The 24,894-nt window shown below is 46.6% G+C and carries 21 protein-coding genes; 17 read left to right on the top strand and 4 right to left on the bottom strand.

Annotation, left to right across the window (positions count from 1 at the left end):
- Positions 1–45: 45 nt before the first annotated feature.
- The gene (locus ACOMG9_RS04755) at positions 46–1,536 is read left to right on the top strand and encodes an SLC13 family permease (RefSeq protein WP_422132543.1); all 1,491 of its coding nucleotides are present in this window, start codon (positions 46–48) and stop codon (positions 1,534–1,536) included.
- A 90-nt stretch (positions 1,537–1,626) separates the two neighbouring features.
- On the top strand, positions 1,627–2,085 hold the full coding sequence (locus ACOMG9_RS04750; protein WP_448215971.1) for a YcgN family cysteine cluster protein: 459 nt from the start codon (positions 1,627–1,629) through the stop codon (positions 2,083–2,085).
- A gap of 17 nt (positions 2,086–2,102) precedes the next feature.
- Here ACOMG9_RS04750 and ACOMG9_RS04745 read toward each other — a convergent pair whose 3' ends face one another.
- Entirely contained in the window at positions 2,103–2,849 is a 747-nt protein-coding gene (locus tag ACOMG9_RS04745; protein ID WP_422137226.1) for an enoyl-CoA hydratase-related protein, read from the bottom strand.
- A gap of 251 nt (positions 2,850–3,100) precedes the next feature.
- Complete coding sequence (locus ACOMG9_RS04740; protein ID WP_448215972.1) at positions 3,101–3,997, bottom strand: 1,4-dihydroxy-2-naphthoyl-CoA synthase; 897 nt, start codon at positions 3,995–3,997, stop codon at positions 3,101–3,103.
- A 225-nt stretch (positions 3,998–4,222) separates the two neighbouring features.
- Between ACOMG9_RS04740 and ACOMG9_RS04735 the strand changes: the two genes are divergently transcribed.
- The 7 genes from ACOMG9_RS04735 to ACOMG9_RS04705 all read left to right on the top strand — a co-directional run bounded on the left by ACOMG9_RS04735 (position 4,223) and on the right by ACOMG9_RS04705 (position 12,225).
- On the top strand, positions 4,223–4,630 hold the full coding sequence (locus ACOMG9_RS04735) for an SCP2 sterol-binding domain-containing protein (protein WP_448215973.1): 408 nt from the start codon (positions 4,223–4,225) through the stop codon (positions 4,628–4,630).
- A gap of 146 nt (positions 4,631–4,776) precedes the next feature.
- Positions 4,777–5,298, top strand: a complete 522-nt coding sequence (locus ACOMG9_RS04730) for a flavin reductase family protein (RefSeq protein WP_422137223.1) — start codon at positions 4,777–4,779, stop codon at positions 5,296–5,298.
- A gap of 70 nt (positions 5,299–5,368) precedes the next feature.
- Entirely contained in the window at positions 5,369–5,935 is a 567-nt protein-coding gene (locus ACOMG9_RS04725) for a DUF4202 domain-containing protein (RefSeq protein ID WP_448215974.1), read from the top strand.
- An 11-nt stretch (positions 5,936–5,946) separates the two neighbouring features.
- Complete coding sequence (locus ACOMG9_RS04720; protein WP_422132536.1) at positions 5,947–6,447, top strand: protein disulfide oxidoreductase; 501 nt, start codon at positions 5,947–5,949, stop codon at positions 6,445–6,447.
- 66 nt (positions 6,448–6,513) lie between these two features.
- Positions 6,514–7,938: an efflux transporter outer membrane subunit gene (locus tag ACOMG9_RS04715; RefSeq protein WP_422132535.1), complete on the top strand. Its 1,425-nt coding sequence runs from the start codon at positions 6,514–6,516 to the stop codon at positions 7,936–7,938.
- 7 nt (positions 7,939–7,945) lie between these two features.
- A complete protein-coding gene (locus tag ACOMG9_RS04710) occupies positions 7,946–9,136 on the top strand; it encodes an efflux RND transporter periplasmic adaptor subunit (protein WP_422137219.1) in 1,191 nt (396 codons plus the stop codon).
- Positions 9,133–12,225, top strand: a complete 3,093-nt coding sequence (locus ACOMG9_RS04705) for an efflux RND transporter permease subunit (RefSeq protein WP_494529866.1) — start codon at positions 9,133–9,135, stop codon at positions 12,223–12,225. The genes ACOMG9_RS04710 and ACOMG9_RS04705 overlap by 4 nt, the downstream gene beginning before the upstream one ends.
- 208 nt (positions 12,226–12,433) lie before the next feature.
- Here ACOMG9_RS04705 and ACOMG9_RS04700 read toward each other — a convergent pair whose 3' ends face one another.
- Positions 12,434–14,209 (bottom strand): hypothetical protein, encoded by a 1,776-nt coding sequence (locus ACOMG9_RS04700; RefSeq protein ID WP_448215976.1) that lies wholly within the window; start codon positions 14,207–14,209, stop codon positions 12,434–12,436.
- Between the two features lie 1,305 nt (positions 14,210–15,514).
- On the opposite strand from ACOMG9_RS04700, the gene ACOMG9_RS04695 reads away from it, so the two are divergent.
- The 6 genes from ACOMG9_RS04695 to ACOMG9_RS04670 all read left to right on the top strand — a co-directional run bounded on the left by ACOMG9_RS04695 (position 15,515) and on the right by ACOMG9_RS04670 (position 21,047).
- Positions 15,515–17,314, top strand: coding sequence for an F-box/WD repeat-containing protein (locus tag ACOMG9_RS04695; RefSeq protein WP_448215977.1), 1,800 nt, complete (start codon positions 15,515–15,517; stop codon positions 17,312–17,314).
- Positions 17,315–17,423: 109 nt separating this feature from the next.
- A complete protein-coding gene (locus ACOMG9_RS04690; protein WP_448215978.1) occupies positions 17,424–17,612 on the top strand; it encodes a hypothetical protein in 189 nt (62 codons plus the stop codon).
- A gap of 144 nt (positions 17,613–17,756) precedes the next feature.
- The gene (locus ACOMG9_RS04685) at positions 17,757–18,077 is read left to right on the top strand and encodes a type II toxin-antitoxin system Phd/YefM family antitoxin (protein WP_448215979.1); all 321 of its coding nucleotides are present in this window, start codon (positions 17,757–17,759) and stop codon (positions 18,075–18,077) included.
- A gap of 165 nt (positions 18,078–18,242) precedes the next feature.
- Positions 18,243–18,500, top strand: coding sequence for a type II toxin-antitoxin system YafO family toxin (locus tag ACOMG9_RS04680; protein WP_448215980.1), 258 nt, complete (start codon positions 18,243–18,245; stop codon positions 18,498–18,500).
- Between the two features lie 180 nt (positions 18,501–18,680).
- Positions 18,681–20,468, top strand: a complete 1,788-nt coding sequence (locus ACOMG9_RS04675) for a WD40 repeat domain-containing protein (protein WP_448215981.1) — start codon at positions 18,681–18,683, stop codon at positions 20,466–20,468.
- A gap of 381 nt (positions 20,469–20,849) precedes the next feature.
- Complete coding sequence (locus ACOMG9_RS04670; RefSeq protein WP_448218612.1) at positions 20,850–21,047, top strand: hypothetical protein; 198 nt, start codon at positions 20,850–20,852, stop codon at positions 21,045–21,047.
- A 68-nt stretch (positions 21,048–21,115) separates the two neighbouring features.
- Here the strand turns inward: ACOMG9_RS04670 and ACOMG9_RS04665 are convergent, their stop codons facing one another.
- The gene (locus tag ACOMG9_RS04665) at positions 21,116–22,156 is read right to left on the bottom strand and encodes a hypothetical protein (protein WP_448215982.1); all 1,041 of its coding nucleotides are present in this window, start codon (positions 22,154–22,156) and stop codon (positions 21,116–21,118) included.
- Positions 22,157–22,547: 391 nt separating this feature from the next.
- Here ACOMG9_RS04665 and ACOMG9_RS04660 point away from each other — a divergent pair, with 391 nt between their 5' ends.
- Positions 22,548–22,733: a hypothetical protein gene (locus ACOMG9_RS04660; RefSeq protein WP_448215983.1), complete on the top strand. Its 186-nt coding sequence runs from the start codon at positions 22,548–22,550 to the stop codon at positions 22,731–22,733.
- A gap of 224 nt (positions 22,734–22,957) precedes the next feature.
- The gene (locus ACOMG9_RS04655) at positions 22,958–24,754 is read left to right on the top strand and encodes an F-box/WD repeat-containing protein (protein ID WP_494529865.1); all 1,797 of its coding nucleotides are present in this window, start codon (positions 22,958–22,960) and stop codon (positions 24,752–24,754) included.
- Positions 24,755–24,894 lie beyond the last annotated feature (140 nt).

The following is a 24,894-nucleotide window of genomic DNA, read 5'->3' as shown; positions in this document are numbered from 1 at the left end:
AAGGTTCCTCTCCTACGAACACTAATAATTGAATGAGGTTGTATCATGTCCAGCCATCTGGAAAACACTACAGCATTGAAACAATGGACTGCAAGACTGGCTGTTCCCCTGTCGTTCTGTGCACTCCTTCTGGTGATCTCTTTGCCTCTTGAAGGTTTGACCGCTTATGGCCAGATTATGCTGGGCATTCTGGTTTTGGCGGTCATTCTCTGGGTAACAGAAGCTTTGGCTTACCCTATCAGTGCCCTGCTTATTGCTGCACTGGTTACCCTCCTGACAGGCATTGTCCCCAGCAGTGAAACCGGTGCAGTCCTGGGTACCAGTAAAGCACTGGGACTGGCGATGAAAGGCTTTTCATCGCCCAGCATCATTGTTATAGCCGGTGCACTGATCATGGCTGCCGCAATGCAGTCCACAGAGCTGGACAAACGTATCGCCCTGACCATTCTGTCACGCATTCGCCCCAGCCCCGGCGCTATTATTGCTGGCTGCCTTCTGGTCGGCGTGGTGTTTTCGTTTATGATTCCTTCACCCACTGGGCGTACGGCCGTTCAGGTTCCTATTCTGGCAGGGGTGATCGCGACACTGGGTCTGGACCCCAAAAGCCGTCTGGCGGCGGTATTGATTATGGGGGCCGCCCAGGTCAGCACAATATGGAACGTTGGTGTCATGACAGCCACCGGCCACAATGTGGCGGGCCTTGAGTTGATGCATGAACACACGGGCTTCACCATGACCTGGATTCAATGGTTGATCCATGCCGGTCCCTGGTCGGCCCTGATGACGGTAATCCTGTATTTTATTTTGAAAATGGAGGTCAAGGGACACGCTTTGAAAGACGACATCGGCCAATGCCTGGACACCTCTTCCGACCCCTGGACCTCCCAACAGAAAAAGCTGGCACTTTTTACCGTTCTCCTGATCAGCCTCTGGGTGACCGAGGGCACGTTTCACCACATTACTGTTCCAGCCACCATGTTATTGATGTCCGTTTGTCTGCTGCTGCCCGGAATTGGGGTCTTTGAGAGCTGGAAAGATATTGAGAAACGCATTCCCTGGGGCGTCATCGTCATGTTTGGCGTCAGCATCAGTCTCGGTCAGCAACTGGTGAGTACAGGCGCTGCTGCCTGGCTGGCAGAACGCTGTTTTTCATCCATGGAAATTCACACCATGTCGTTGGCCCTGCTGGTGTTCGTGATGACATTGTTTACTGTGGTCATGCATTTGGGCTTTGCCTCGGCAATGAGCCTGACCGTAGCATTGCTGCCGGTATTCCTGGCTTTTGCCGACACCCTGCCAGACAGCATGATACATAACGCCATGGGGCTGGTGCTCATACAACTGTTTGCCGTGAGCTTTGGTATGATTCTGCCGGTGAACTCACCCCAGAACATGGTGGCCTATTCAACAGGCACCTTCCAGGCAAAAACATTTGCCCGGATCGGTTTGCTGCTGACTCTGGCCAGTCTGTTGACCTTTGTACTCTTCTCAATGACCTGGTGGCAGTGGACCGGACTCTTGTCTCCGACCCATTAGCCAAAACAGGATAGAGTGTGAAGCCACCTATATCTTAAGTCGAAGATTTGCGGTAAGTTTCACACTCTCATACCAGCCGATTTCCAGCCTATGTCTTCACCAGCCCAAGAACCTTTCTGGCGCACCAAAAGCCTGAAAGCCATGACCCGTAATGAATGGGAGTCTCTTTGTGACGGCTGCGGGCGCTGTTGTCTGAACAAACTCATTGATGACAACACCGGCGAGATTCATGCCGTCGCGGTTTCCTGTAAATTACTGGATCTCACAACGGGTCGATGTCAAAACTACAAACATCGCCGCAAGTTTGTGCCCGACTGTATTATGCTCACCCCCGGAACCATGCAGGAACATCTCCCATGGCTGCCCGACAGCTGTGCATATCGGTTATTGCATGAGGGCTATGATCTACCTGAATGGCACCCTTTGATTTCGGGTGATCCGGATTCAGTTCACAAGGCTGGTTTTTCAGTAAAAGGAAAACCTGTCGCATCCGAAGAAGACGTGCCAGACCCTTCGGATTGGTTTGATTACATTATTCGCACCGGATGACAGATAACTCCTGACTATCAGGCTTTCCCCATAAAGGCACCCATAATCTCGCGAGCCTCGTCCGACTGAAGTCGTTCAGCAAAAAGAGCGCCTTCATCGGTCAGTCTTTTCTCGACATCACTGCGGTAGGACTGTTTAAGCAGTTTTTTGGTGTATCTCAGTGCTTCTTTTGGCTTGGCGGCCAACTCTTCAGCCCTGGCCAGGGCATGTTCAAAGATATGATCAGTATCAACCGCTTCGTTGGCTATACCGTAATCCCGGGCCGTTTCTGCATCAAAAAAGTCCCCCAGCATAAGCAGTTCTGCGGCACGCTGATGCCCCATCACCTGAGGCAGCAGAAGGCTGGAAGCCGCCTCCGGGACCAGGGCCAGGTTGACAAACGGTAATCTCAGCTTGGCGTTTTTAGCAATATAAACCAGGTCGCTGTGCAACAGCATCGTAACACCAACACCGACAGCGACACCGCTGACCGCTGCCACCAAGGGCTTTTCCAAAGCAACCAGTTGACGAAGGAACGTCATTACAGGGGAGTCGAGACCCAGACCCTGTTTCAGAAAGTCACCCAGATCATTGCCTGCCGTAAAGGCATCGGTGTATCCCTGAATCAGAACAACACGAACAGCATCATTCTTATCTGCATCGGCCAGTGCTTTGGCCATATCGGCATACATAGCACTGGTCAGGGCATTCTTTTTTTCCGGCCTGTTCATGGTCACAATCAAGACCGAACCATTTTGCTCAAGCACTACATTATTTTCAGACAAATTCATCACCTTTGAGAGTTGTTTTCTTATTTTCCTGAGTTCACTAATTTGAACATTAACCGCAGTCAGTCTCTGTAAATTGAGACCCGTATCTCGACCCAATTATTCTTTCCCAAGCTCCGCAAGGGAATGTATACCCCCTGAAATCCGGGCTCTAAAATCTGTGGTAAGGTATGGGTTCCCACGCTTGGGTCCAGAGAGTTAAAAGCATGGGAGCCAGAGAAACTATAGACCAACGCCTCGACCCATCCTTAATAATGGTAAGGAAAACGAGAAAAGTCCCTGGATCTCTTTTCCAGAAAAGCATCACGTCCTTCCCTGGCTTCTTCCGTGCCATAGGCCAGCCGGGTCGCTTCGCCGGCAAACAACTGCTGGCCAACCATACCATCATCAGTCATGTTTAAGCCAAATTTCATCATGCGAACAGCTGTTGGTGATTTCTCGCCGATCGTGCCTGCCCATTGCAGGGCCACTTCTTCCAGCGTTGCGTGAGGCACTACTTTATTGACCATACCCATTTCAAAGGCCTCCTGAGCGGAGTAATCCAATCCCAGGAAAAAGATTTCGCGGGCCCGTTTTTGTCCGACCATTTTGGCCAGATAGGCTGAGCCATACCCCGAATCAAAGCTGGCTACATCCAGATCAGTCTGTTTGAAAACGGCGTGTTCTGCCGAAGCCAGTGTCAGGTCGCAGACAACATGCAGGCTGTGTCCACCTCCTGCGGCCCACCCGGGCACTACCGCCATCACCACCTTGGGCATAAACCGGATCAGTCGCTGCACTTCAAGAATGTGCAAACGCCCCAGACGGGCATGATCCTGCGCATCCTGAGGTATTCCCTCATACTTGTAGCCGTCTTTGCCACGCATACGCTGGTCGCCTCCGGAGCAGAAAGCCCAACCTCCATCTTTCGGGGATGGACCGTTGCCCGTCAGAATCACAACGCCTATATTGCTGGAGGTTCTCGCATGTTCGAGCGCCCGGAACAGTTCATCCACTGTCTGGGGTCGAAAAGCATTTCGACACTCGGGCCGGTTAAAAGCAATTCTCACGGTTCCCTGATGTCTGGCTCTGTGATAAGTAATGTCTTCAAATTCAAAGCCATCCACTTCCTGCCAATGTTCCGGATTAAAAATTTCAGAAACCATAGGACCTCCCGAGACACACAGGCCGTAGCGACAAAAGATTTTAGCGAACAATTGTCGCATAACAGCCAGACAGTGCCAGTACATAATCCATAAAAAAGCCGTGATTCAGAAGCCTTGCGGATTGACTGAAGCATAGCCCTGTCTAAAAGTTATGAAAAACCTTTACCATGGGTTGGTGTCTGTCAATAAGGCAATATCCAGGAGAGTTTTTCATAAAAATCGGATATGATCTGCGAATATTGCACAATACATAAAAGCCTGACCCACTCAAGAGCCTCAGGATATAACAGAAAAAATACTCATGGAGTTATAACAATGGCCACGGTGCAAGAAATCTTTGATGAAATGCCCAACCGTTTTGATGCCATTGCCGCAGTAGGGCAAAAACTGATTTTTCAGTTTGATATTACGGACGGGGATAGCTATCACATCACCATCAATGACGGCACTTGTCGTGTGGTCAAGGGCGCCAGTAATGACCCCAGTGTCACCTTAATCACAGACACTGAATCTTTTGTCGGTATCATGACCGGTAAACTGGATGGCATGCAGGCCTTCATGGCTGGCAAGGTTCGCACTGAAGGCAATATGATGCTGGCTACCAGGCTCAACGACTTTTTTCGCAACGAATGACCTTCTCCGGAGTTAATGGCCTCTCGACCTGTTGGAAATCAGCAGGTCTCTCCCTCTCTATCGGCACTTCTGTTTGATTGGTATCATAGTACCCAATTTCGCATAAGTAGCTATTTTCAATTCCTTAGCAATCGTGAGTGCAGTTTATGAGTGATCAGTCTCTGGTTTCGGACTTTAAACAGGCCATGCAGGAACTGGCAGCCTCCGTCAACGTCATTACTTCACAACATGACGGATCAAGAAACGGTCTTACGGCCACAGCCGTATGCTCTTTATCCATGGAACCGGCTTCCATGCTGGCTTGTATCCATGAAGACGTACAGACACTGGCAGAAATCAGAGCCAGCGGTTATTTCTGTATCAATGTTCTGAGCGCAGACCAGCAAAATGTATCTGATGTATTTGCCGGCAGTTCAGGTGCCAGAGGCGAGCAGCGATTCCTGGAAGCAGGAGACTGGACAACGTCTCAATACGGAGCACCCATGCTGGATGAAGCTTTGGCCAGCGTCGTCTGTGAACTGCAGGAAATCAATAAGTCCGGTACCCATCATATTTGTATTGGCCATGTTCGCGAAGTTCGCCTGAACCGGGGCTCATTGCCACTGGTTTATGCCCGGCAACAATACAGCACTCTGACCGATCTGTCTGAAGCAGAAAGAGCTGCCTGAATATGAGAATTCTCACGATAGCAACGCCATCTATCCTGATAGAAATCCACCCACAAAAACATAAAAGTCCATGAGCCGTATTCAACATACTCTCGCAGCGATCGACAAGCTGCATGAACAAGACCCTGAAACCTTCGAAGGTAAAGCCAAAGAACTGATCTATGCAGAGAATATGTCTGCATGGCTCCATAAGTTAAGCCCGGATGCTTCTGAAGAATTGCAGATTGCTGTTCGCAGCCAGCATCTCTGCCGTTGGGAAATTCCGCGCTCAGAATTCCCGATGGATCGCCCCGGATACCTTAAATGGCGAACCGAACTGGGCAAGCTGCACGCCCGAAAAGCAATAGCGATCATGCAGGAGAATGGTTACAGTGAAGAGAGTTGCAAGCAGACCGAAAGTATCATTCGCAAACTTGGCATCAAACGCAATGCCGAAGCACAGACCCTTGAAGACTGCGCCTGTCTGGTATTTATTGAAACCGACTTTCTGAACTTTGCCGGGAAGCACCCGGAGGATAAAGTTATTCGAATTGTCCAGAAGACCTGGGTCAAAATGTCAGAACAGGCTCACCGGGAAGCCCTTGCACTGGCTCTGCCTGCTGAAGCAGTGAGCCTGATTCAGAAAGCTCTGACTTAGAAAGGATTTCAATGAGCATACGTCTTGGCAAGTTTATTCGGGAAGCCTTCTTCACGCTGCTAATCGGTGTTGCAGTCATGACGGCATACAACGTCTATCTGCAAAAAGATATGCCTTCAGGCAAGGCTCCAGAGCTGCGTGCAATCCCCATAAACGGAGAAGCAGTCGACCTTTACACACTGTCTGAGGAAAAGCCCGTCCTGCTTTATTTCTGGGCCAGCTGGTGCCGGGTCTGTCACTGGGTCAGCCCTGCGGTGAGTGATTTGTCAGAAGAGTATCAGGTCGTTAGCGTGGCCCTGGCCTCGGGCAACAATGAGAGAGTAGCGCGATACCTTAATGCTAAAGATTTGCACTTTTCTGTCATTAATGATCCGCAGGGCTCTGTCAGCAGAGCCTGGAATGTCAGCGTGACGCCGTCTATTTTCATCATCAGAAACGGTGAAATCAAAACCATTACAACAGGCTACACCAGCAAGGCAGGAATGCTGGCAAGGTTGTGGATAAATCAATAGCTTATCTAAGCATTTGGTAATTACCTTTGATCCAAAATCACGGTTTCAGGATAATGGCTGTTTAGAATGACTCGTTTCTCAGCCATGAAATACCTACGATACCTGACAATAGGAACCTTGCTCCTCCTGATGTCGGGTTGTACCACGCAGAACAACTTATCGTCACCAGAAGTTTCTCTGCCAGCGGCCTTTTCTCAATCCGGCAATGAAGCCAGGTACAGCCTCTGGTGGCAAAGCTTCAATGACCCCCAGCTCAATACTCTTATTGAAAAAGCACTGACCGATAATTTCAGTCTGAAAGCGGCAACGGACAGGCTTCGTCAGGCTGAAGCCGCTGCCAGACAATCTGGAGCAGCATCACTTCCCAATGTTGATGCGACCTTCGCAGGCAGCCGAACCCGTCAGTCTTCCAATAATATGGAGCAATTTCAGATCGGATTGATGGCCAGTTATGAAATTGATCTCTGGTCACGCCTGACAGCCAATGAAGCCTCTGCAGAATTCGATTTTCTCGCCAGCCGAGAAGCACTGGCCATTGCAACAATAACATTGTCGTCTGAAGTAGCCCGTCACTGGTATGAATTGGTCACCCAGCAAACTCTGATCAAACTCTATCACCAGCAGATTGAAAATCTGACCCGTCAGCTGTCAGTGATTGAACTGCGATTCCGATACGGTCAGACACAGGCAGAAGACCTGCTGCAACAGCAACAGCTTCTGGAAAATCTTAAGGCTAAAAAACTCGCCGCCGGGCATCAGAAGCAACTGACCTCCCGACAGTTGGCGCTTCTGATTGGGACAAGCACTCTGCCCTCAATCGATATTCCGGAAACCCCGGAGCTGAAACCTCTTCCTGCTACCGGCTTGCCAGCTGACCTACTGAGTCGTCGCCCGGATCTGAAACAGGCCTGGTTTAATGTCGAGCGTCAAAACCAGCAATTAATAATGGCCGAAGCCAACCGGCTACCTCAGATCAATCTCACGGCCTCAGTGTTATCCACCAGCTCAAACTTCTCTTCTCTGATGAATGATTGGGCAGCCAATCTGGCGGCCGGACTGATAGGCCCACTCTTTGACGGCGGGATGCGTAAAGCTGAAGTCGATCGTCGACAAGCTGCTTTAAGCGAATCTCTGAACACTTACTCTCAAGCAGTTCTCGAAGCCTTTACGGAAGTAGAAACCACACTGACTCGCGAACAGTCCGTGCACCAGCACCTAGAGAGTATTGACAAACAATTGTCGTTAGCTTTGAAGGCAGAACAGTTCAAACTCACCCGATATCAGAATGGTGACAGCACTTTTCTTGAAGTGTTAACCGCACAAAACAGCAGACTGGATCTGGAACAACAGAAACTGATTAGCAAGGGCAATCTTCTGGCCGCGCGAATTCAACTTTACCGAGCTCTGGCAGGTGATCTGAACATAGAAAAGCTCGTCCGGCATGGAAGCATGGCAAGCACTGAACAAGACAAGGCTCTGCTCACACACTGATATGAAAATGAATCCCCCCATCCAACACCTGAAAAAACCTGCTGCTCCTCTATTGATCCTTGTTATCTCGGTTATTGCAGCATGGTTGCTGATGACGACCTCCCCCAAAGCCGGTCGTGCCGAACCCGGGAAAAAAGCCCAAATGGTGGAAACGGTTACCGTTGAACAACAAACCGTCAACATTCGTGTCAGGGGTCTGGGTACCGTTATCCCCAGTCAGCGGGTCACTCTTTATCCTGAGATCAGTGGCAGGGTCGACGGTATCCTTGATGGTCTGGTGCCCGGCTCCCGTGTCAGGAAAGGTGAGCTGCTTGTGGCTCTGGATCAGGATGAATATCAGATTCTTGTTCGGGAACAGGAAGCCGCTGTCGCTCAGGCATGGTCGGAATTGAAGCTGGAGCAGGGACAGCAGAATATCGCCCGGCAGGAGTACGAACTGACAGGCAATACGCTCTCTCCGGAAGAAGAAGCCCTGGTCCTTCGGCAACCTCAACTGGAAGCCGCCAAAGCAGCCTTAAGTCAGGCTCAGGCGAATCTGGATCAGGCAAAACTGAACCTTGGAAGAACACACATAACAGCTCCGTTTGATAGCCAGATCATCAGCAACACTATTCACCCCGGCAGTCAGGTTAACAACAGCACCGCTTTGATGGTGCTGATCTCTACTGACCGCTTCTGGATCGAAATGGAAGTGCCTGCCGGTCAATTGCAATGGCTGAATTTTGCCAACGAAGACCCTGCCGGTAGTGCGGTGAAAATCACCAGCCCGGATTGGGGTACGGAGTCCCGTCAGGGAACACTGATCTCCGTATCTCCGGAACTGAACGACGGTTCTCTGATGGCAAAAGTCATTATTGAGATTGAGGACCCGCTGGCTCAACGAGAAGAGAATAACGATAAACCTCCCGTCATGATTAATGACCTGCTCCGAGCAGAGATCCTGGGCAAAAAAGTGGACAATGCCTTTGTCGTGCCTGAAGCACTGATAAGAAACAGCCATCAGGTCTGGCTGTTAACCCGGGATAACAGTCTTGAGATTCGTACCCTCTCACCTGTATACCGTGATTCCGAAAAAGCGATCCTGCTTTCTGGTCTTGAAGATGGTGACCAACTGGTCAGCTCCTCGCTGATTGCCCCTGTCGATGGCCTGCCCTTGCGAAGAACTGAAAAGCCTTTTGTTGCAGGTAAGCAGCCATGAACGAAAATAAAGGCGCTATCGCGTGGATGGCCCGTGACAAAATCACTCCGAATCTCCTGATGCTCTTTCTGATTATCGGCGGCCTGTTTGTCACCTGGGGCATCAAGAAAGAAATTATGCCGGAATTCAATGTTGATCGGATCGAGGTCGCTGTCAGTTATTCGGGAGCAACACCCGAAGAGATCGATCTGGGTATTGTACTGCCTGTTGAAAATGCCATCCGGGGCATTGAAGGCATTGATGAGATCAACTCAACTTCGGTTTCAGGCTCAGCCTCAATCACCGTCAAAGTAATGGAAGGGTATGATGCCAACCAGATGCTTCAGGAAATTGATCAGGCAGTAAACCGGCTCACCACGCTGCCGGAAGAATCTGAAAAACCAAGGATATCCGTCAAGAGTCGTAAAAGAGAAGTCATGGAAATCATGATCTACGGTGATGTCGACAAGCGGATTTTGCGTACTCTGGCAGAAAACGTTCGCGACCGTTTACTGCAAGACCCCGGACTCACCCAGATTGAGCTGGATATGGAACCAGGGCATGAGATTCAGATCAGTATCGATCAAGATCAGCTTCAACGTTATGAATTGACTCTGGGAGAGGTCTCCGAAGCTATCAGTCAACAGGCATTCGATCAAACTTCCGGAGAAATTAACGCTATCGGGGGCGACATCAGTGTAAGGGTTCAGGAACGTCGTGAACAGGTTGACACTTTTCGTGATGTTCCGATCAAATCAATGACCAGTGGCAGCACCCTGAAACTGGGAGACATTGCCACACTCAGCCATGAATTCGACGATGACGGAATGGAAGCACGTTATAACGGTCAGCTGGCAGCCGGACTGACTGTTTACCGTGTAGGAGAACAAACGCCCATCGGTGTATCGGATACCGTAAGAAATATTCTGCCTGAGATAAGGGCGGAACTGCCTCCCGGAGTGAGCATCGATATCACCGATGATGACTCGGTAAACTTCAAAAACCAGATGAACCTGCTTTTGAAAAATGCATTCCTGGGGCTGCTACTGGTGCTGGTTCTTCTAAGCCTGTTTCTGGAGTACCGCCTGGCCTTCTGGGTCACCATGGGGATTCCGACATCCTTTCTTGGAGCAATGCTATTACTGCCCGGAATGGATGTTTCCATCAACATTATTTCCATGTTTGCCTTTATCATCGCCCTTGGAATTGTGGTGGATGATGCCATTATTGCCGGTGAAAACATCTATCATCGTCGTCAGGAAGGAATGAGTTTTTCCAGAGCAGCTATTCTTGGCGCCAGAGACGTCGCCGTACCACTGACGTTCAGTATCCTGACCAATATGGTAGCCTTTCTCCCGATTCTGACCCTGCCCGGAATGCTGGGTAAGCTACAGCAGGCCACTCCGCTGGTGGTCATCAGCGTATTCGCTATTTCATGGATCGAGGCCCTTTTTATTCTCCCTGCCCATCTGGGGCAAACGAAAGACAGGCCAAAAGGTAAAGCAGGTCAATGGCTGGACAGCGTTCAACAAAGTGCTAACAAACGTCTAATGTCGTTTATAAACACAAGATACAAGCCAGCACTAAACAGCATTCTTAATCATAAATACCTGTCACTTTCCGTTGCCCTGGCTATTGTAGTGCTGGTTGGAGCATGGCAAGCCAGCGGCAGGCTGGGCTTTTATCTGATGCCCAGAACCGATGCCAGCTTTGTCAGGGTCATCGCGACCCTCCCATACGGTAGTCCAGACAGTAAAATCAGGGAAACTCTGGCAATCATTGAAGCTGGCGCTCAGAAGCTGGCCCGGGAAAATGGCGGCGATAAACTGGTTAGCGGCCTTACAACCATCATTGAGAACGAGGTGATCAGAGTTTCTCTGAACCTGACGGCTCCTGATGTACGTCCAATCAATACGGCTGAAGTTGCCAGACTCTGGAGGAAAGCCAATGGTGAAATGAACGGCCTGCTGAGTATCACTTACACAACGACGGGTCATGGACCGGGAGGTGATCCTGCCCTGACCGTTGAACTGAGCCACAGCGACACTGAAGTTCTTAGTCAGGCCAGTGAATTCCTCTCACGGCAACTGCAACAGTTTAGCGGAGTCACAGATATCTCCAGTAGTTTTGCCAGTGGTAATCCTCAGCTGGATATCCGTATCAGTCAGGAAGGCATGGCACTGGGACTCACTGCTGATGATATTTCAAAGCAGTTGCGCAATGCTCTCTTTGGAGTCACTGCTATAAAACAACAGGAAGGAAGAAACGAAGTTTCGGTAAAAGTCATGTTGAACGAAGCACTGAGACAGAGTGAAGCCGACCTTCTCAACATGATGATTCGTAATGACGACGGCAACTATATTCCTCTGACTCGTGTCGCAACCGTAGACCATAGCATTGCACCATCAACTGTCATCCGCAGGGATGGTAACAGAACCGTTGATATTACCGCAGAAGTGAACCCCAGAGGCTCTACACCTCAGATCATCAGCTCTTTGCAAAAAAATGTGTTTGACGAGCTTTTGGCAAAGTATCCGGGACTGCAAATCGACCTGGGAGGAGACCAGAAACGTGCGGCAAAAAGCATGAGCGCACTGCTGAAGTCGAGCCTGCTGGCCATGCTTCTGATCTACGCTCTGCTGGCTATACCTTTTCAGAGCTTTACCCAGCCGCTGCTGGTCATGGCAGCTATTCCCTTTGGACTGGTAGGTGCTTTCCTGGGTCATATGATACTGGGTTACACCCTGAGTATGATCAGTTTTATGGGCGTTATAGCACTCTGTGGTGTTGTAGTGAACGACAGCCTTATTCTACTCACTACTTACAACAAGCACAGAAAAGATGGTAAAGATTGGCGAGAAGCGATTAATAAGGCCGCAACCCGACGATTCCGCCCCATTATCCTGACGACACTGACCACTTTTGGCGGCTTAGCTCCGATGATTTTCGAAACATCCCGTGAAGCTCAAATGCTCATCCCCATGGCGATCTCCCTGGGCTTTGGTATTCTCTTTGCCACATTTATCACTCTGGCCATCATTCCCTGTCTGATTGGCGTTGGGCACGATATCAAAAGCCGGTTTAAGTGGGAGGCAGGGCAAGCTTATTGATGTGAACCGGAACAATGCCTTAGGTCTCTGAACCAAAAATCGCCATTTCTTGTGGCTTTCCTGGTCTATCCTTCCTCCCTGTAAACCGGAAGGCAAGGATAGGATGATTAAACATTCACGCTTTGCAACACTGCTGTTGCTTTCGCTGTCTGTCATCGGTCAGGCCAAGGCGTTGACAAGACGTTTTATTGTCGAGCTTCAACCTGATTCAGGTTCTCCTTACCAGAGCTTTTCTAGTCTCAAACAAATTTTGGTATTTCTCACGCAAATGATTATTGCGTTTTGAAAAATGATCCATAACAGTATTGCCTTGGTTGTCTTTGATGTGCATTAGCTTAAAAAATGTTTCAAGACCCAGTTTTTGAATTAAAAGATCACCGATTTTGTTATTGATATATTTACAGGAAAAGAAATTGTGCAGCGGTGTGCAGCCGTTATTGTCTTTAAGCTCAAATAACTCAACCAGCAGGAGAGCATCTGCATTTGGTTGACATAGCCGATTCATAATATGCTCTTGTAATGTTTGTGAATCAATACAACCAGATAGTAATGTTGAATTGTCGGCTGCCAAGAATAGTAAATGTAAAGGAGTTGAGCCATCGTTTTTCATACGACCTTGCAAAAACAGGCTTAATTCATAGTTTTCATCCAGCCAATTGACGGTATTAATGATATCATTCAGTTCTGTATCTTCAGATTCAATAAGTCTGGGCTCAAACAGAATATGCAATAGATTTCTACCGGTCGCAGGATTTATTTGTTCAAGAAAGGCTTTGCCCGAATCACCCAGGGCATAAACTATGTTTTTCAGGATTTCTTTATAGACAAACAGATGTAAAACATTATAATGACCATCCTGTAAAGAGAAGAAGAACTCCTTTACTTTCTCCTCACTCATCATGCTTACTATTCCCTGGAATATCTGCATATTCAAACAGGCTAGCATTTCCCGCTGTTCACTGCTATCAGGATAGAACTTGAATTTCTCAGGACATTTCCATTTGCGGTAAGCTATGACGTATCGACTCAGGGCTGTGGTTATTGGGCATTGTTCACCTTGCTGTGGACTTGTAGCCCATTTGGAAAAAGTATCTTTATTGACTGCATTCTTCTGCAATGTAATCACGTGAAGAAGGTTTTCCGGCAAGGATTTTTTATTATAGAGAGTTTGTTCAAGTATATAGATTAAAGATTCTGTGCATTGGGATGGAGTTTTCTGACTGAAAAAATGTTCAATATCCGCCTCTGTTTTCCTGGAGATACTCACAAAAAAACATTTGGGATCGTTCGATAGATCGTGTTTTAATTTTTTATCACTTATTTGGCTGAAATAATATTCTGCATCAACAAAACGTTTGGCAGCTAAGGCATGATAGTACAATTCAGCAGCAAATGAATTTTGCAAGGCCTTGTTACTGGTGTTCATGATCCTGTATTTGAAGTAATCCCACCGCTCCCTAACATCAAGCATATACTGCAACAGGGTTGCCTGATGTTTGGCTTTGTAAAGCAGCAGTTTAATTCTTAATTCTGGATCCGCAATCTGCTTCCAGAGAAATTCAGCCAATTTCATTTTACTCCTGTTCATGGCCTCTACAATCGGAGTTTGCTCTTGCTGCCGTGTGATGTTCTGATGATCAGTACCGTCGATTGTCTGATCCCAAATACGTCGATCACCAGCAATGATCAGAATCCGGTGGTAAGCGATCATATCCTGCAGCATGTACTCTATACCTTCTTCAATTTCTCTATGAGAATCAGCAGAGTTGAGAAGCCACTGTTTAAAGAAGGAATGGCCTTCCAATGTGCTGATCGACAGCACCTTAAACCTCAGTGATTGATCGTGGATAGTCATGCAGAGAGAGGCAACTTTATCAAGCTTGTTAAGCTCAAGGCACTTTTGTATCAGTGAATGGCCCGTTTCCGATTGCACGGTACAAAGCCTGGCTTTTTGAACATCATCCAATTCTTCAGTCAGTATCAATACCAATTCATCAGAATGGAGTCGTTTGCCTGTGCAGGCCCATAGTAAAGCAGACTCATTGGATTTTCCGGTAAATTGGATAGCGTCAAAGCGTTCCTGCGGGTTCAGCTTACATAACAGTTGTTGAATACGGTGAAAGTATTTTTCAGTCCTTAGCTGGAGGGCTCCACCGGGCCTTGCTCTGTCATTGCACATGAACTGTAGTATGCTTTGATCAAGGTCGGGACTCCCCTTCAGGAGTTTTACAATCAATTCCCTGTTTTCATCAAAGACGGTGTCAAACAGATGGGTACTTTTATTATAGAGACAGGCAAATGCAAGGGGAGGAGCAAGGTCATTTGTGGGTTGGGTGAGCATCTCCAAAAGGATTTGTCTATCTATTTTCTCTTCCAGCTTCTTGAGTAATGGTTTATCCATAACACAGCATATCAGATGTAAAAACGTTTTGTTGTCATCGTATGGTTCTAACAGTGCATGCTGTAGTTCTTCCGAAGACAGTCGGTCAAATAAAACCTGGAAAAAAATATGGCCTGCCTTTTCGGAAACGACGGCCAATTCAATAAGTGAATTCGTAGGTTCAGATCTTACCCAGATTTGAGAGGGTCGGGTAACAGTGAACAGACTTTGAATCTGAGCATCACTGAGAGCATTTACCTGGGCTTCGATCTCCTGGTGTTTTTTTTGCTCCAGGGATTGATAAATACGCTCGAATTCAGTGCCCCATGGAATCATTTCGCAGGGCTTATCGGCATCTGAGTTGATAAAGGGTTCAAGTGTAGTGACCGATCGAGCATTAATGTTACTTTCAGTGGGGAATGCTGCAACCAGGGTTAAAGATGGCGGCTTGGAGGAGTGCGGATCATCTGGGTCCAAAACATCCAGTTGCCTTTTAAAGCTTATAGATAAACTGCTCCCTTTGGGTTCAGTGTCTGAATTAACGGGTAGCGGGCTTGGGTTCGGGCGAATATTCATTAAAAATTTACCTCCTGATTGTTACACATACTTTAATCTGGAGATCGTAAACTTAAGTCTCCCTCAGTATCGCTGTGCAGCATGAAATTATAATTTTTAGGTTGATTGGTTCGTAATTTCTTGTGCTTTGACTCTTGACAATGAGAAAGGTTCAATGACAAGAACAAAAAAATATCTCCATAAACGTCTGGGGAGTCACTTATCGTTCAACGGATTCTTGTTAGTCTGGCTATCATGAATGTCTTGAACTTTCATGCTAAAACCGAATCTAACCCTCAGAAACAATTTTGGGTATCCCTGCCAACCAAAGTTAAAATTATGGAGAAACGAGCCATGAATTTCATAAGAAACCTTTCCTGTTTTGGTGGCTCACTCTCATCAACTCCGAATCAATCTCGATCAGGTACATCATCTGGTACCACTCTGGGTAGGAACGTTATTCAAGGTAACAAGAACAAGCCTTTAATGTTGCTCGATCTGCCCCCGGACATACAATCCGAAATTTCTACTTATTTGAAGGATTATGACGTTGCCAAATTAACACGGACACATTCCTACCTTAACAGCACACTCAAAAATGATACGGCAATGGCAAAGGCATGGTATCGCCAGTTTCCTTCATCCCATCAGGCTCTGCTGAAGAGAATCGTCGCTGCAAAAGATAAAAATCAACTTGAGGTTTGGTTGAGGCGCTTTACAAAAGACGAGGCATTAATCAAGTCAGTCATGGGTCGCCAGAAGAGTATTTGTTTTCCTGCTGTGTTTTTTTCCACTCTCACTAAACTGATGTCTGAATGTAAAATATTTAAATTAGAGAGAAGAGCCACCCTCCCCGATAGTGCTGATGTGAAATCGGCCAGCTTCAGCCCCGATGGTAGCCATGTAATCACCTGCAGTAAAGATAACAGGGTGAAAGTTTATGGCCGTAAGGACGATGGTTCATTGGAAGAAAAAGTTACTATCACTCATGAAGACACCGTCAACTCAGCCACCTTCAGCCCCGATAGTCACCATGTGTTGACCATAAGTGACGATAAAACTGTGAAAATCTGTGGTCAGAAGGACGATGGATCATGGGAAAAAAAAGTCACTATTTCCCATGAAGAAAGGGTCAGGTCAGCCAGCTTCAGCCCCGATAGCCGACAGATGGTGACTGCCAGTGATGATTGCAAGGCGATCATTTATGGCCCCAAAGACGATGGCTCATGGGAAGAAAAAGTCATTATTCAACACGATGATACAGTCATGTCAGCCAGCTTCAGCCCCGATAGCCGCCACCTGGTGACCCGCAGTGATAACAAGGTGAAAATCTATTATCAGAAGGATGATGGGTCATGGGTAGAAAAATTCACTGTATCTCACGACAGCTATATCTTCTCAGCCAACTTCAGTGCCGATGGCCGCTATTTGGTGACTGCTGGTATCGATGACAGGGTGAAAATCCATGGCCTGGTGGCCGATGGTTCCTGGGAAAAAAAAATCGCCATCCGTAATAAAGGCATCAAATCAGCAACACTGAGCGCAGACAATCGCCATTTGGTGATCAACTGTCACGATGGCAGGGCGATAATCTATGGCCATAAGGAGAATGGATCATGGGAACGAAAAGGCTTCATTGCCCATAAACATGTCAATTCAGTCACCTTCAGCCCCGATAGCCGACATTTGCTGACCTACTGTAAAAATGGCAAGGCGAAAATTTATGGCCAGAAGGACAATGGATCCTGGGAAAAAAAAGCCGTCATTCGCGATAAAGATACTTTCTTCTCAGCCAAATTCAGCGCCGATAGCCGCCATGTAATCACCTGCAGTGGAGATAACACGGTGAAACTCTATGGCCGAAAGGTCAATGGATCCTGGAAAGAAAAAACCACCATTTCCCATGATGGTCTTGTCACATCAGCAAGCTTTAGCGTCAATGGCCGCCACCTGGTCACTGTCAGTAACGATGGAATAGCGAAGATTTATGGCCAGGGGAACTATGGATCATGGAAAGAAAAAGGCATCATTTCCCGCCTTAGTCCGATCCGGGCAGCCACCTTCAGCGTCGATGACCATGTGCTGATCACAAGTGACAGCGTACAAATCACTGAATTACGGATGAATAGCTTAATGTTTGCGGACACTCATTAGCTCAGAGCCACATTATTTTGCTGCAACACATGTTAAATGAGACGGCAAAAATCACTGAACTTCAGATAAATAAATGATTGTTTGCTGTCACTGGTAAATTGCTCTACAGATGACGACCATTATCGATCTCGGTATAAAAATCCATGGCCTGGAAGCCGGTGGAGCATGGGAACAAAAAGCCATCTTTTCCGATATGCATATCCTTTTCCAGGAAGGCGTTTTTATTGAGTCTGTGTTTTTCACTATAACCAGCAAAATCTTTGTTCAGCGTGCCAATCACGTCCCCTTCCCGAGTTAATTTCAGTGTGAGGATATCCCCGGAGTGACTGTCTTCCTCGGTATTTGCGCCCTTGCCTGTGCCTGTGCCTGTGCCTGTTATCTAAATATAGTGTTATATTTAGTCTAAATAATGATTTAATTTGAATCTAAATAAGGTGATTTTATGTTGCAGAGAGTGCTTTGTGGGTTCACGACTTCTATTAGCAAGTTCAAAACCAATCCGGGCAATGCCATAGCGGAAGCCCGGGGAGAGGCAATCGCAGTGACCTCGAATAATGAGGTTCAGTTCTATGCTGTACCGGCTGAGCTGTTTGAGGAAATGACCGCATTTTGCGAGTATGCTCAACGTGGCACTTCTGAGTTGAGGAGTGTTCCTGGTCGTTTTACTACAACCGATGAGATGGTTGAGCAGATGACTGAAAAGTTGAGAACCAGGTCAGATGATGACTTGGGGGACTTTGTTGAGTGCGAAAACAAAACATAAAAGCCAGCGATAACCAACTGATTTGAAATCCTGGAAGATGATCAGAATCATCGAGGAAAGAAAGAAGGGATGGGAAAGGACGTTTTAATCCCTCTGAGGCTCAATTCGATCGATTGAGTGAAAAAACAAAAAAAGTACTAACTACCAATAAAAAGTAGGGTTGTAATGGCAAAAGCAAGGCTGTTTCAGAGTCAATTGATCATCGATACGATTAGTAAGGAAGAGGCTGATGATCTATTAAACGACTTCAGGCTTTACAAGGAAAAGGGGGTGCTTCCGACCACCTTTGGACGAAACGCCCCTTACAACCACACCCATCATAGATCCTATCTGGAGCTCCAGCACATACATATCCGCCGGGATGGGAAACATTTTCCGGTGAGTTTGGTTCAGTTTCAGAGAAAGTCAGGCCATGTACTATGACATTTTACAGGCTCCTGAAGATTAATGACTGATTGCTTGCCGTTAATCCTGTGATTAGAAGTTGTCCAGAGAGCATGAGAACAATGTGAACTTTCACACTAAAACCGAGTCTAAGCTGCAGAATCAATTTTGAATCTCCTTGACAACCAGGGATAAAAAAATAACCACGAAAAACGAATTATGGATTGCATAAATAACCATTCCGGTATTGGTGATAAACTTCCATCAAGACCAGATCAATCTCCACCAGAGACGCCAAGTGGTAGCACTGCGGGTAGGAAAGTCACTGTACACGACAAGAATGAGTTTTCATTATTGCTGTATTTGCCCCCAGGACTACAGTCCAAAATTTTCACCTATTTGCGAGTTCATGATATTACCCAATTAACACGGGCAAATTCACGCATTAACAACAGGCTCAAAAATGATGCGGCAATGGCGAGGGCATGGTATCGCCGGTTTGCTTCATCACACCAGACTCTTTTAAAGACAATCGTCGCTAAAAAAGATAAAGATGAACTCCAGAAATGGTTGCAGCGCTTTACAAAGGATGAGGCATTAGTCAAGTCAGTCACGGATCGCCAAGAAAGTATTTATTTTCCTGCGCTGTTCTTTTTCACTCTCACTAAACTGATGTCTCAATGCAAAACATTTAAATCAGAGACAGCCATCCTCCCCGATAATAGCAAGTTGTGCACGGCTACTATCAGCCCCGATGGCCGCCACGTGGTGACCGCCATTGACAATAAAACGCTGAAAATCTATGGCCAGATGGACGATGGATCATGGAAAGAAAAAAGCACTGTCTCCCATAATAACAATGTATTCACAGTCACTTTCAGCCCCGATAGTTGCCATGTGGTGACCGCCAGTGTTGGTGGTGAGGTGAAAATTTATGGTCAGAATAACGATGGCTCATGGGTAGAAAAAGCCACTGTATCCCATGACAAATTTGTTTTCTCAGCTATCTTCAGCACCGATGGTCGCCATCTGGTGACCGCCAGTAGTGATAACAAGGCAAAAATTTATAGCCACAAGGACGATGGATCATGGTCAGAAAAAGCCATTATTCGCTACGATGAGCCAGTCATATCAGCCACCTTCAGCAATGATAACTGCCATGTGGTGACCACCAGTTTATTCGGCCAGTGGAAAATCTATAGCCAGCAGAACGATGGATCATGGACAGAAAAAGCCGTTAACCACGATGATTCAGTCAGATCAACCACCTTCAGCGCCGATGGCTGCTATTTGGTGACGACCACTATCCATCACGGTGCAAAAATCCATGGCCTGGAGGCCAATGGAGCATGGAGACAAAAAGCCATCTTTTCCGATATGCATAGGGTCAACTCAGCCATACTCAGCGACGATAGTCGCCATTTGGTGACCTCCAGTTACGATGGCAGGGCGATAATCTACAGCAAGAAAGACGATGGATTATGGAGAAAAAAAGCCATTATTTACCATGATCATCGTGTCGATTCAGCCACCTTCAGCCCCGATAGCCGCCATATGGTGACCGCCAGTTGGGATTGCACGGCGAAAATCTACGGCCTGAAGGACAATGAATCATGGGAAGAAAAAGCCATCATTTCCCATAACAGTTTTGTCTACTCAGCCACCTTCAGCCCCGATAGTCGCCATGTGATTACCCGCAGTCAAGATAACACGGTGAAAATCTATGACCAGAGTATCAATGGTTCCTGGGAAGAAAAAGCTACCATTTCCCATCTCAGGAGAGTCACATCAGCCACCTTTAGCATCGATAGCCGCCTTGTGATCACCGGCAGTGACGATGGCACGACAAAAATTTTTGGCCAGCAGAGTGATGGAACCTGGGAAGAAAAAGCCACCATTTCCCTCAATATTCCCATCGGATCAGCCACCTACAGCATCGATGGCCATGTGTTGACCGTCCATGGCTTTAACACAGTGAAAATCACTGAGCTACAGATGAATGAATGACTGATTGTTTGCCGACAATCCTGTGATTAGGTACCTAACCAGTTGGTTTCACATATTCTGGACGGCGGCTTTTTCCATCCTTCTGCGTCCCAACTCTGGTTGCGAAGCTATTGCTACGCGCCCGTCGTTGCGCCTTGAAGGATGAAAAAATCCACTCGCCAGAATATGCGAAACCAACTGGCCAGATACTTAGAAGTTGTCCTGAGAGCATGAAAACAATGTGTACTTTCTTACTAAAACCGACTCTAAGCTGCAGAATTAATTTTGAATATCCTTGCCAATCAGAGATAAATAAGAACAACGGTAAAAACAAACTATGGACTGCATAAATAGTAAATCTGGTATAGGTGATCGACTTTTATCAACACCAGATCAACCTGAATCAGGGTCACCAAGTGGTACAATCCAGCACCACTCGATGTTTTAAATGAAATATTAAACAGTAAAAATGTTCCAATACTTTATGGCTTCGATAGTTGCCACACCCATCCTATGCTTGTCACACCTATAGGTATAGAGGCTTCGATAGATTTTGATGAGGAAACATTTGAACTCAAAAGTCCTTGGATATCTTCCTGAAAGAAAAGTACAGGCAGAAAAATTTGAGGACATCTTCAAAAATCACAACCTGACCGCACATGAACCTTTTATTGTGGTAGACGAATAAATGTTTCGATTATTTTCAGGCTATTTACGTTATGTAAGTCATCATCCAGAGGTGCTTTAATAAGTTCTTTTGCTCTGTTTATTTGCTCATTCAGTGTACTTTCCAGCTGCTCTTTTGGATTTCTTTCATCAAGATAATGTATTCCAGCTCTTGTACACTCAAGCTTTTGGGCATTAGATATATCCATTTCATTTCTAAGAAGCAGGGGGGCTTTGGCTGCAGGCAATAAAATATTAAAGGTGTTGTCATTTTCTTTCCCTACAGTGATGGAGTGCCAGTTAAAACCAGGCTTTTTATTGATATGGTTCAGTCTGGCGTCAGATTTTTCTAGCATCTGTTCCTCTTTCAAGTATTGCCCCCTGTAATAGGCGTCGAGATACAGCTGACCATTCGCTGACACGTCTCTGAATGTATAGGAATCCACAGGGTAATCCAAATAATGCTCATTGGAATGGAAATAGGGCGAATGAATCAAACGTCTATTTATCTGGTCTATTTCTTCTAATGGCTTCAGTAGTCTTACATCGAGGTCTAATGCACAAGAATGCCTGAAATCATAAAAAATAGATGCTTTAATAATGTCGCTGACGTATGCTGGGTTTTCAACTTGATCATTGAAAGTTCTTACAAAACTAAAAAAGAATTCGTCGTGTTCAACATTCTCAGGATAAAAAGCTGCCTGTATTTTATCTGATTCCGTCTGCAGATTGTAGATTAGACTGTGACCATCATCGTACAGTTCTGCAATAGCCTCTATCTGATGTTCAGGTATATCATGTGCATTCAGGAAGAGTACTCGAAGGGTATCTTCTGGGTTGAGTCGTTTATCCTCCATGATATTGACAAAGGTCAGGGGGCTAACAACTTTTGAGCCAATAATTACGCGCACCAGCAAAAACTTCTCTGTGCGATTTTTGAGTCTATCGTAAGAAAAAGGCGTGTAGTTGATATCACCAAAGCTTTTTGATGTAAATAAAGCGAAGAGAAAAATGATGGTTGCCAGTGTTTTGGTTTTCATCATTTGTGAACTACTCGTCCCTAAGAGGGTGTCGCAAAACTCTCTCCTCATTCTCGTCATTCCCGCGAAGGCAGGAATGTCGGGAGTCAACTCGTTCCCACGCTAGAGAGAGTTTTGCGACACCCTCTATCAGGCGAGGCTTCTGACTTCAAAGGCTACAGCCAGTCCATAGCGACCGGACTTATGCATAGGCCTCCATCAGCAGTAACTGGGTGCCCCTCGGTTATTTGTTGGTCTTTTGTTTGGTTTGCCGCTGCCTTAACGGGTCACTCAGGTATGAGCTCATCTGGTTCTTCAAGGGCGGTTGGGCAGTTAGCTCTGCCTTAATTTTTCGTCCATTGCTTGGTTTTCGTCACCGGGTGCCCTTGCTGGGGCAGACCTGGAATGAATATAAATGGCTATGTACAAATACTCAAGCGGAAAGCTCTGCGTTCCCGTCTTATATCCACGCCCGATTGGGAGAGAGATCAGGTCAGCCACCTTCAGCGCCGATGGCCATGTGTTGACCATCCATGGCGGTAACAGGGCGATGATCACCGAACTATGGATGATTGACCGATCGTTTACTGTCACTCATTAGCCCAAACCCTCATATTCTTCTGCAACATCTGACCAATAAGCCAGATATATTCGATTCCATATGGCTGAATACTTATTGGTCATTTTTCCCGGATCAAAACCCTGCTTTTTTGTTAGTCAGGCTTACATCAATGTCTTGAACTCTCGAAATAAAACCGACTCTAAATTGCACAATCAATTTTAAATACCAACCCAATTCAAATAATAACTATGGGGAAACAAGTCATGAATTTTATAAAAAGCCTTTCCTGTTTTGGTGGCTCACTTTCATCAACAGCGGATCAATCTCGATCAGAAAGAAGAAGTGGTACCGCTATGAATAGGAACGTCACTATACATAACAGGAAAAAGCCTTCACCATTGCTCAGATTGCCCGAGGAACTTCAATCCAAAATTTTTACTTATTTGCAGGCTCATGATATTGCCAAATTGGCGCAGGTAAATTCACACATTAACATCACTATCAAAAAGGGTGATTTAATAGCAAAGGCATGGTATCGCCAGTTTGCTTTATCACACCAGACGCTACTAAAGACACCCCTCACTTCAAAAGACAAAAATCAACTCGAGGGTTGGTTGAGGCGCTTTACAAAGGATGAGGCATTAATCAAATCAATCATGGATCGCCAAGAGAGCATTTATTTTCCTGTTTTGTTCCTTTCCACCATCACTAAACTGATGTCTGAATGTAAAAGATTTAAATTAGAGACAAAAGCGACATTCTCCGTTAATGGTTATTTGGACTTCTCTAAATTCAGCCCCGATGGCCACCATGTGATAATCCCTACTGACAATAAAACAGTGAAAATCTATGGCAAGAAGGACGATGGATCATGGGAAGAAAAAATCACTATCTCTCATGATGACTGGGTCAAGTCAGTCACTTTCAGCGCCAATAGCCGCCATGTGGTGACCGCAAGTAGCGATAAAACCGCAAAAATTTATGACCTGAGGACCGATGGATCATGGTTAGAAAAAGCCATTTTTTCCCATGATGACTCCGTCATATCAGCCGTCTTCAGCGCCAATGATCGCTATTTAGTGACCACCAGTTATGATAGCAAGGCGAAAATTTATGGCCAGATGGACGATGGTTCATGGGTAGAAAAAGCCACCATTTCCCATGACGACCGTGTCGACTCAGCCAAATTCAGCGCCGATGGCCTCCATGTGGTGACCGCCAGTAAAGATCGCAGGGCGAAAATCTACGGCAAGCAGGACGATGGGGCATGGATAGAAAAAGCTATTATTTTCCACGATAAACCTGTCAAGTCAGCCAAATTCGGTGCCGATAGCCGCCATTTGCTGACTGTCAGTAACGATCACATGTTAAAAATCCATGGCCTGAAGGCCGATGGATCATGGGAACAAACAAACATCATTCCTCATTTTCATAATCTCAACTCAGCCAAATTCAGCAACGATAGTCGCCATTTGGTGACCTGCAGTGACGATCGCACGGCGAAAATCTATGGTAAGAAGGACGATGGATCATGGTGGATAAAAACCATCATTTCCCATGAGCATATTGTCGACTTAGCCTCCTTCAGCCCCGATAGCAGCCATGTGCTGACCTGCAGTGACGATGGCAAGGCGAAAATCTATGGCCAGAAGGACGATGGGTCATGGGAAGTAGAAGCTGTCATTTCCGAAATGGAATGGCCCCTGACAGCCAAATTCGGCCAGGATGGCCGCCATGTGTTCATCCGCAGCGGAGATTATACGTTGAAAATATATGGTCAGAAGACTAATGGAGGCTGGGAAGAAAAAACCAGTTTTTCCCATAAGCGTCAAATTAATCAAGTAGGCGTTAGCCGCGATAGCCGCCATTTGGTTACCGCCGGTAGCGATGGAATGATGAAAATTTATGGCCAGGGGAGCCATGGAACATGGAAAGAAAAAGCCACCATTACCCACCACCGTCAGGAGATCAGATTCGCCAACTTCAGCGCCGATGGCCATGTATTGACCGTCCATGATGATAACACGGCAAAAATCACTGAACTGAAGATGAGTGAATGATTGCTGTCACTCATTAGCCCAGATCCACATTTTTCTTCTGCAACGCCTGCCCGGCACGGTAGAGCGCACCAGAACACTGGCCAGGACTTCGACAAAACGTCTTGCCAGACGCCACTGAAATGTGCTGAAAGACAGAAACC

This window comes from Endozoicomonas sp. PH6C, assembly GCF_059322965.1.
The sequence above is the reverse complement of the archived record's forward strand: the minus strand, read 5'-3'. Positions and strand labels throughout refer to the sequence as shown.

What these genes read in the sequence shown, in the direction of transcription:
- ACOMG9_RS04655 (WP_494529865.1), top strand. Translation starts at nt 22,958, where the DNA reads ATGAATTTTATAAAAAGCCTTTCCTGTTTTGGTGGCTCACTTTCATCA.
- ACOMG9_RS04705 (WP_494529866.1), top strand. Translation starts at nt 9,133, where the DNA reads ATGAACGAAAATAAAGGCGCTATCGCGTGGATGGCCCGTGACAAAATC.
- ACOMG9_RS04690 (WP_448215978.1), top strand. Translation starts at nt 17,424, where the DNA reads ATGACGACCATTATCGATCTCGGTATAAAAATCCATGGCCTGGAAGCC.
- ACOMG9_RS04715 (WP_422132535.1), top strand. Translation starts at nt 6,514, where the DNA reads ATGACTCGTTTCTCAGCCATGAAATACCTACGATACCTGACAATAGGA.
- ACOMG9_RS04740 (WP_448215972.1), bottom strand. Translation starts at nt 3,997, where the DNA reads ATGGTTTCTGAAATTTTTAATCCGGAACATTGGCAGGAAGTGGATGGC.
- ACOMG9_RS04660 (WP_448215983.1), top strand. Translation starts at nt 22,548, where the DNA reads ATGGCTATGTACAAATACTCAAGCGGAAAGCTCTGCGTTCCCGTCTTA.
- ACOMG9_RS04680 (WP_448215980.1), top strand. Translation starts at nt 18,243, where the DNA reads ATGGCAAAAGCAAGGCTGTTTCAGAGTCAATTGATCATCGATACGATT.
- ACOMG9_RS04665 (WP_448215982.1), bottom strand. Translation starts at nt 22,156, where the DNA reads ATGATGAAAACCAAAACACTGGCAACCATCATTTTTCTCTTCGCTTTA.
- ACOMG9_RS04755 (WP_422132543.1), top strand. Translation starts at nt 46, where the DNA reads ATGTCCAGCCATCTGGAAAACACTACAGCATTGAAACAATGGACTGCA.
- ACOMG9_RS04725 (WP_448215974.1), top strand. Translation starts at nt 5,369, where the DNA reads ATGAGCCGTATTCAACATACTCTCGCAGCGATCGACAAGCTGCATGAA.
- ACOMG9_RS04735 (WP_448215973.1), top strand. Translation starts at nt 4,223, where the DNA reads ATGATCTGCGAATATTGCACAATACATAAAAGCCTGACCCACTCAAGA.
- ACOMG9_RS04695 (WP_448215977.1), top strand. Translation starts at nt 15,515, where the DNA reads ATGAATTTCATAAGAAACCTTTCCTGTTTTGGTGGCTCACTCTCATCA.
- ACOMG9_RS04710 (WP_422137219.1), top strand. Translation starts at nt 7,946, where the DNA reads ATGAATCCCCCCATCCAACACCTGAAAAAACCTGCTGCTCCTCTATTG.
- ACOMG9_RS04720 (WP_422132536.1), top strand. Translation starts at nt 5,947, where the DNA reads ATGAGCATACGTCTTGGCAAGTTTATTCGGGAAGCCTTCTTCACGCTG.
- ACOMG9_RS04750 (WP_448215971.1), top strand. Translation starts at nt 1,627, where the DNA reads ATGTCTTCACCAGCCCAAGAACCTTTCTGGCGCACCAAAAGCCTGAAA.
- ACOMG9_RS04685 (WP_448215979.1), top strand. Translation starts at nt 17,757, where the DNA reads ATGTTGCAGAGAGTGCTTTGTGGGTTCACGACTTCTATTAGCAAGTTC.
- ACOMG9_RS04730 (WP_422137223.1), top strand. Translation starts at nt 4,777, where the DNA reads ATGAGTGATCAGTCTCTGGTTTCGGACTTTAAACAGGCCATGCAGGAA.
- ACOMG9_RS04675 (WP_448215981.1), top strand. Translation starts at nt 18,681, where the DNA reads ATGGATTGCATAAATAACCATTCCGGTATTGGTGATAAACTTCCATCA.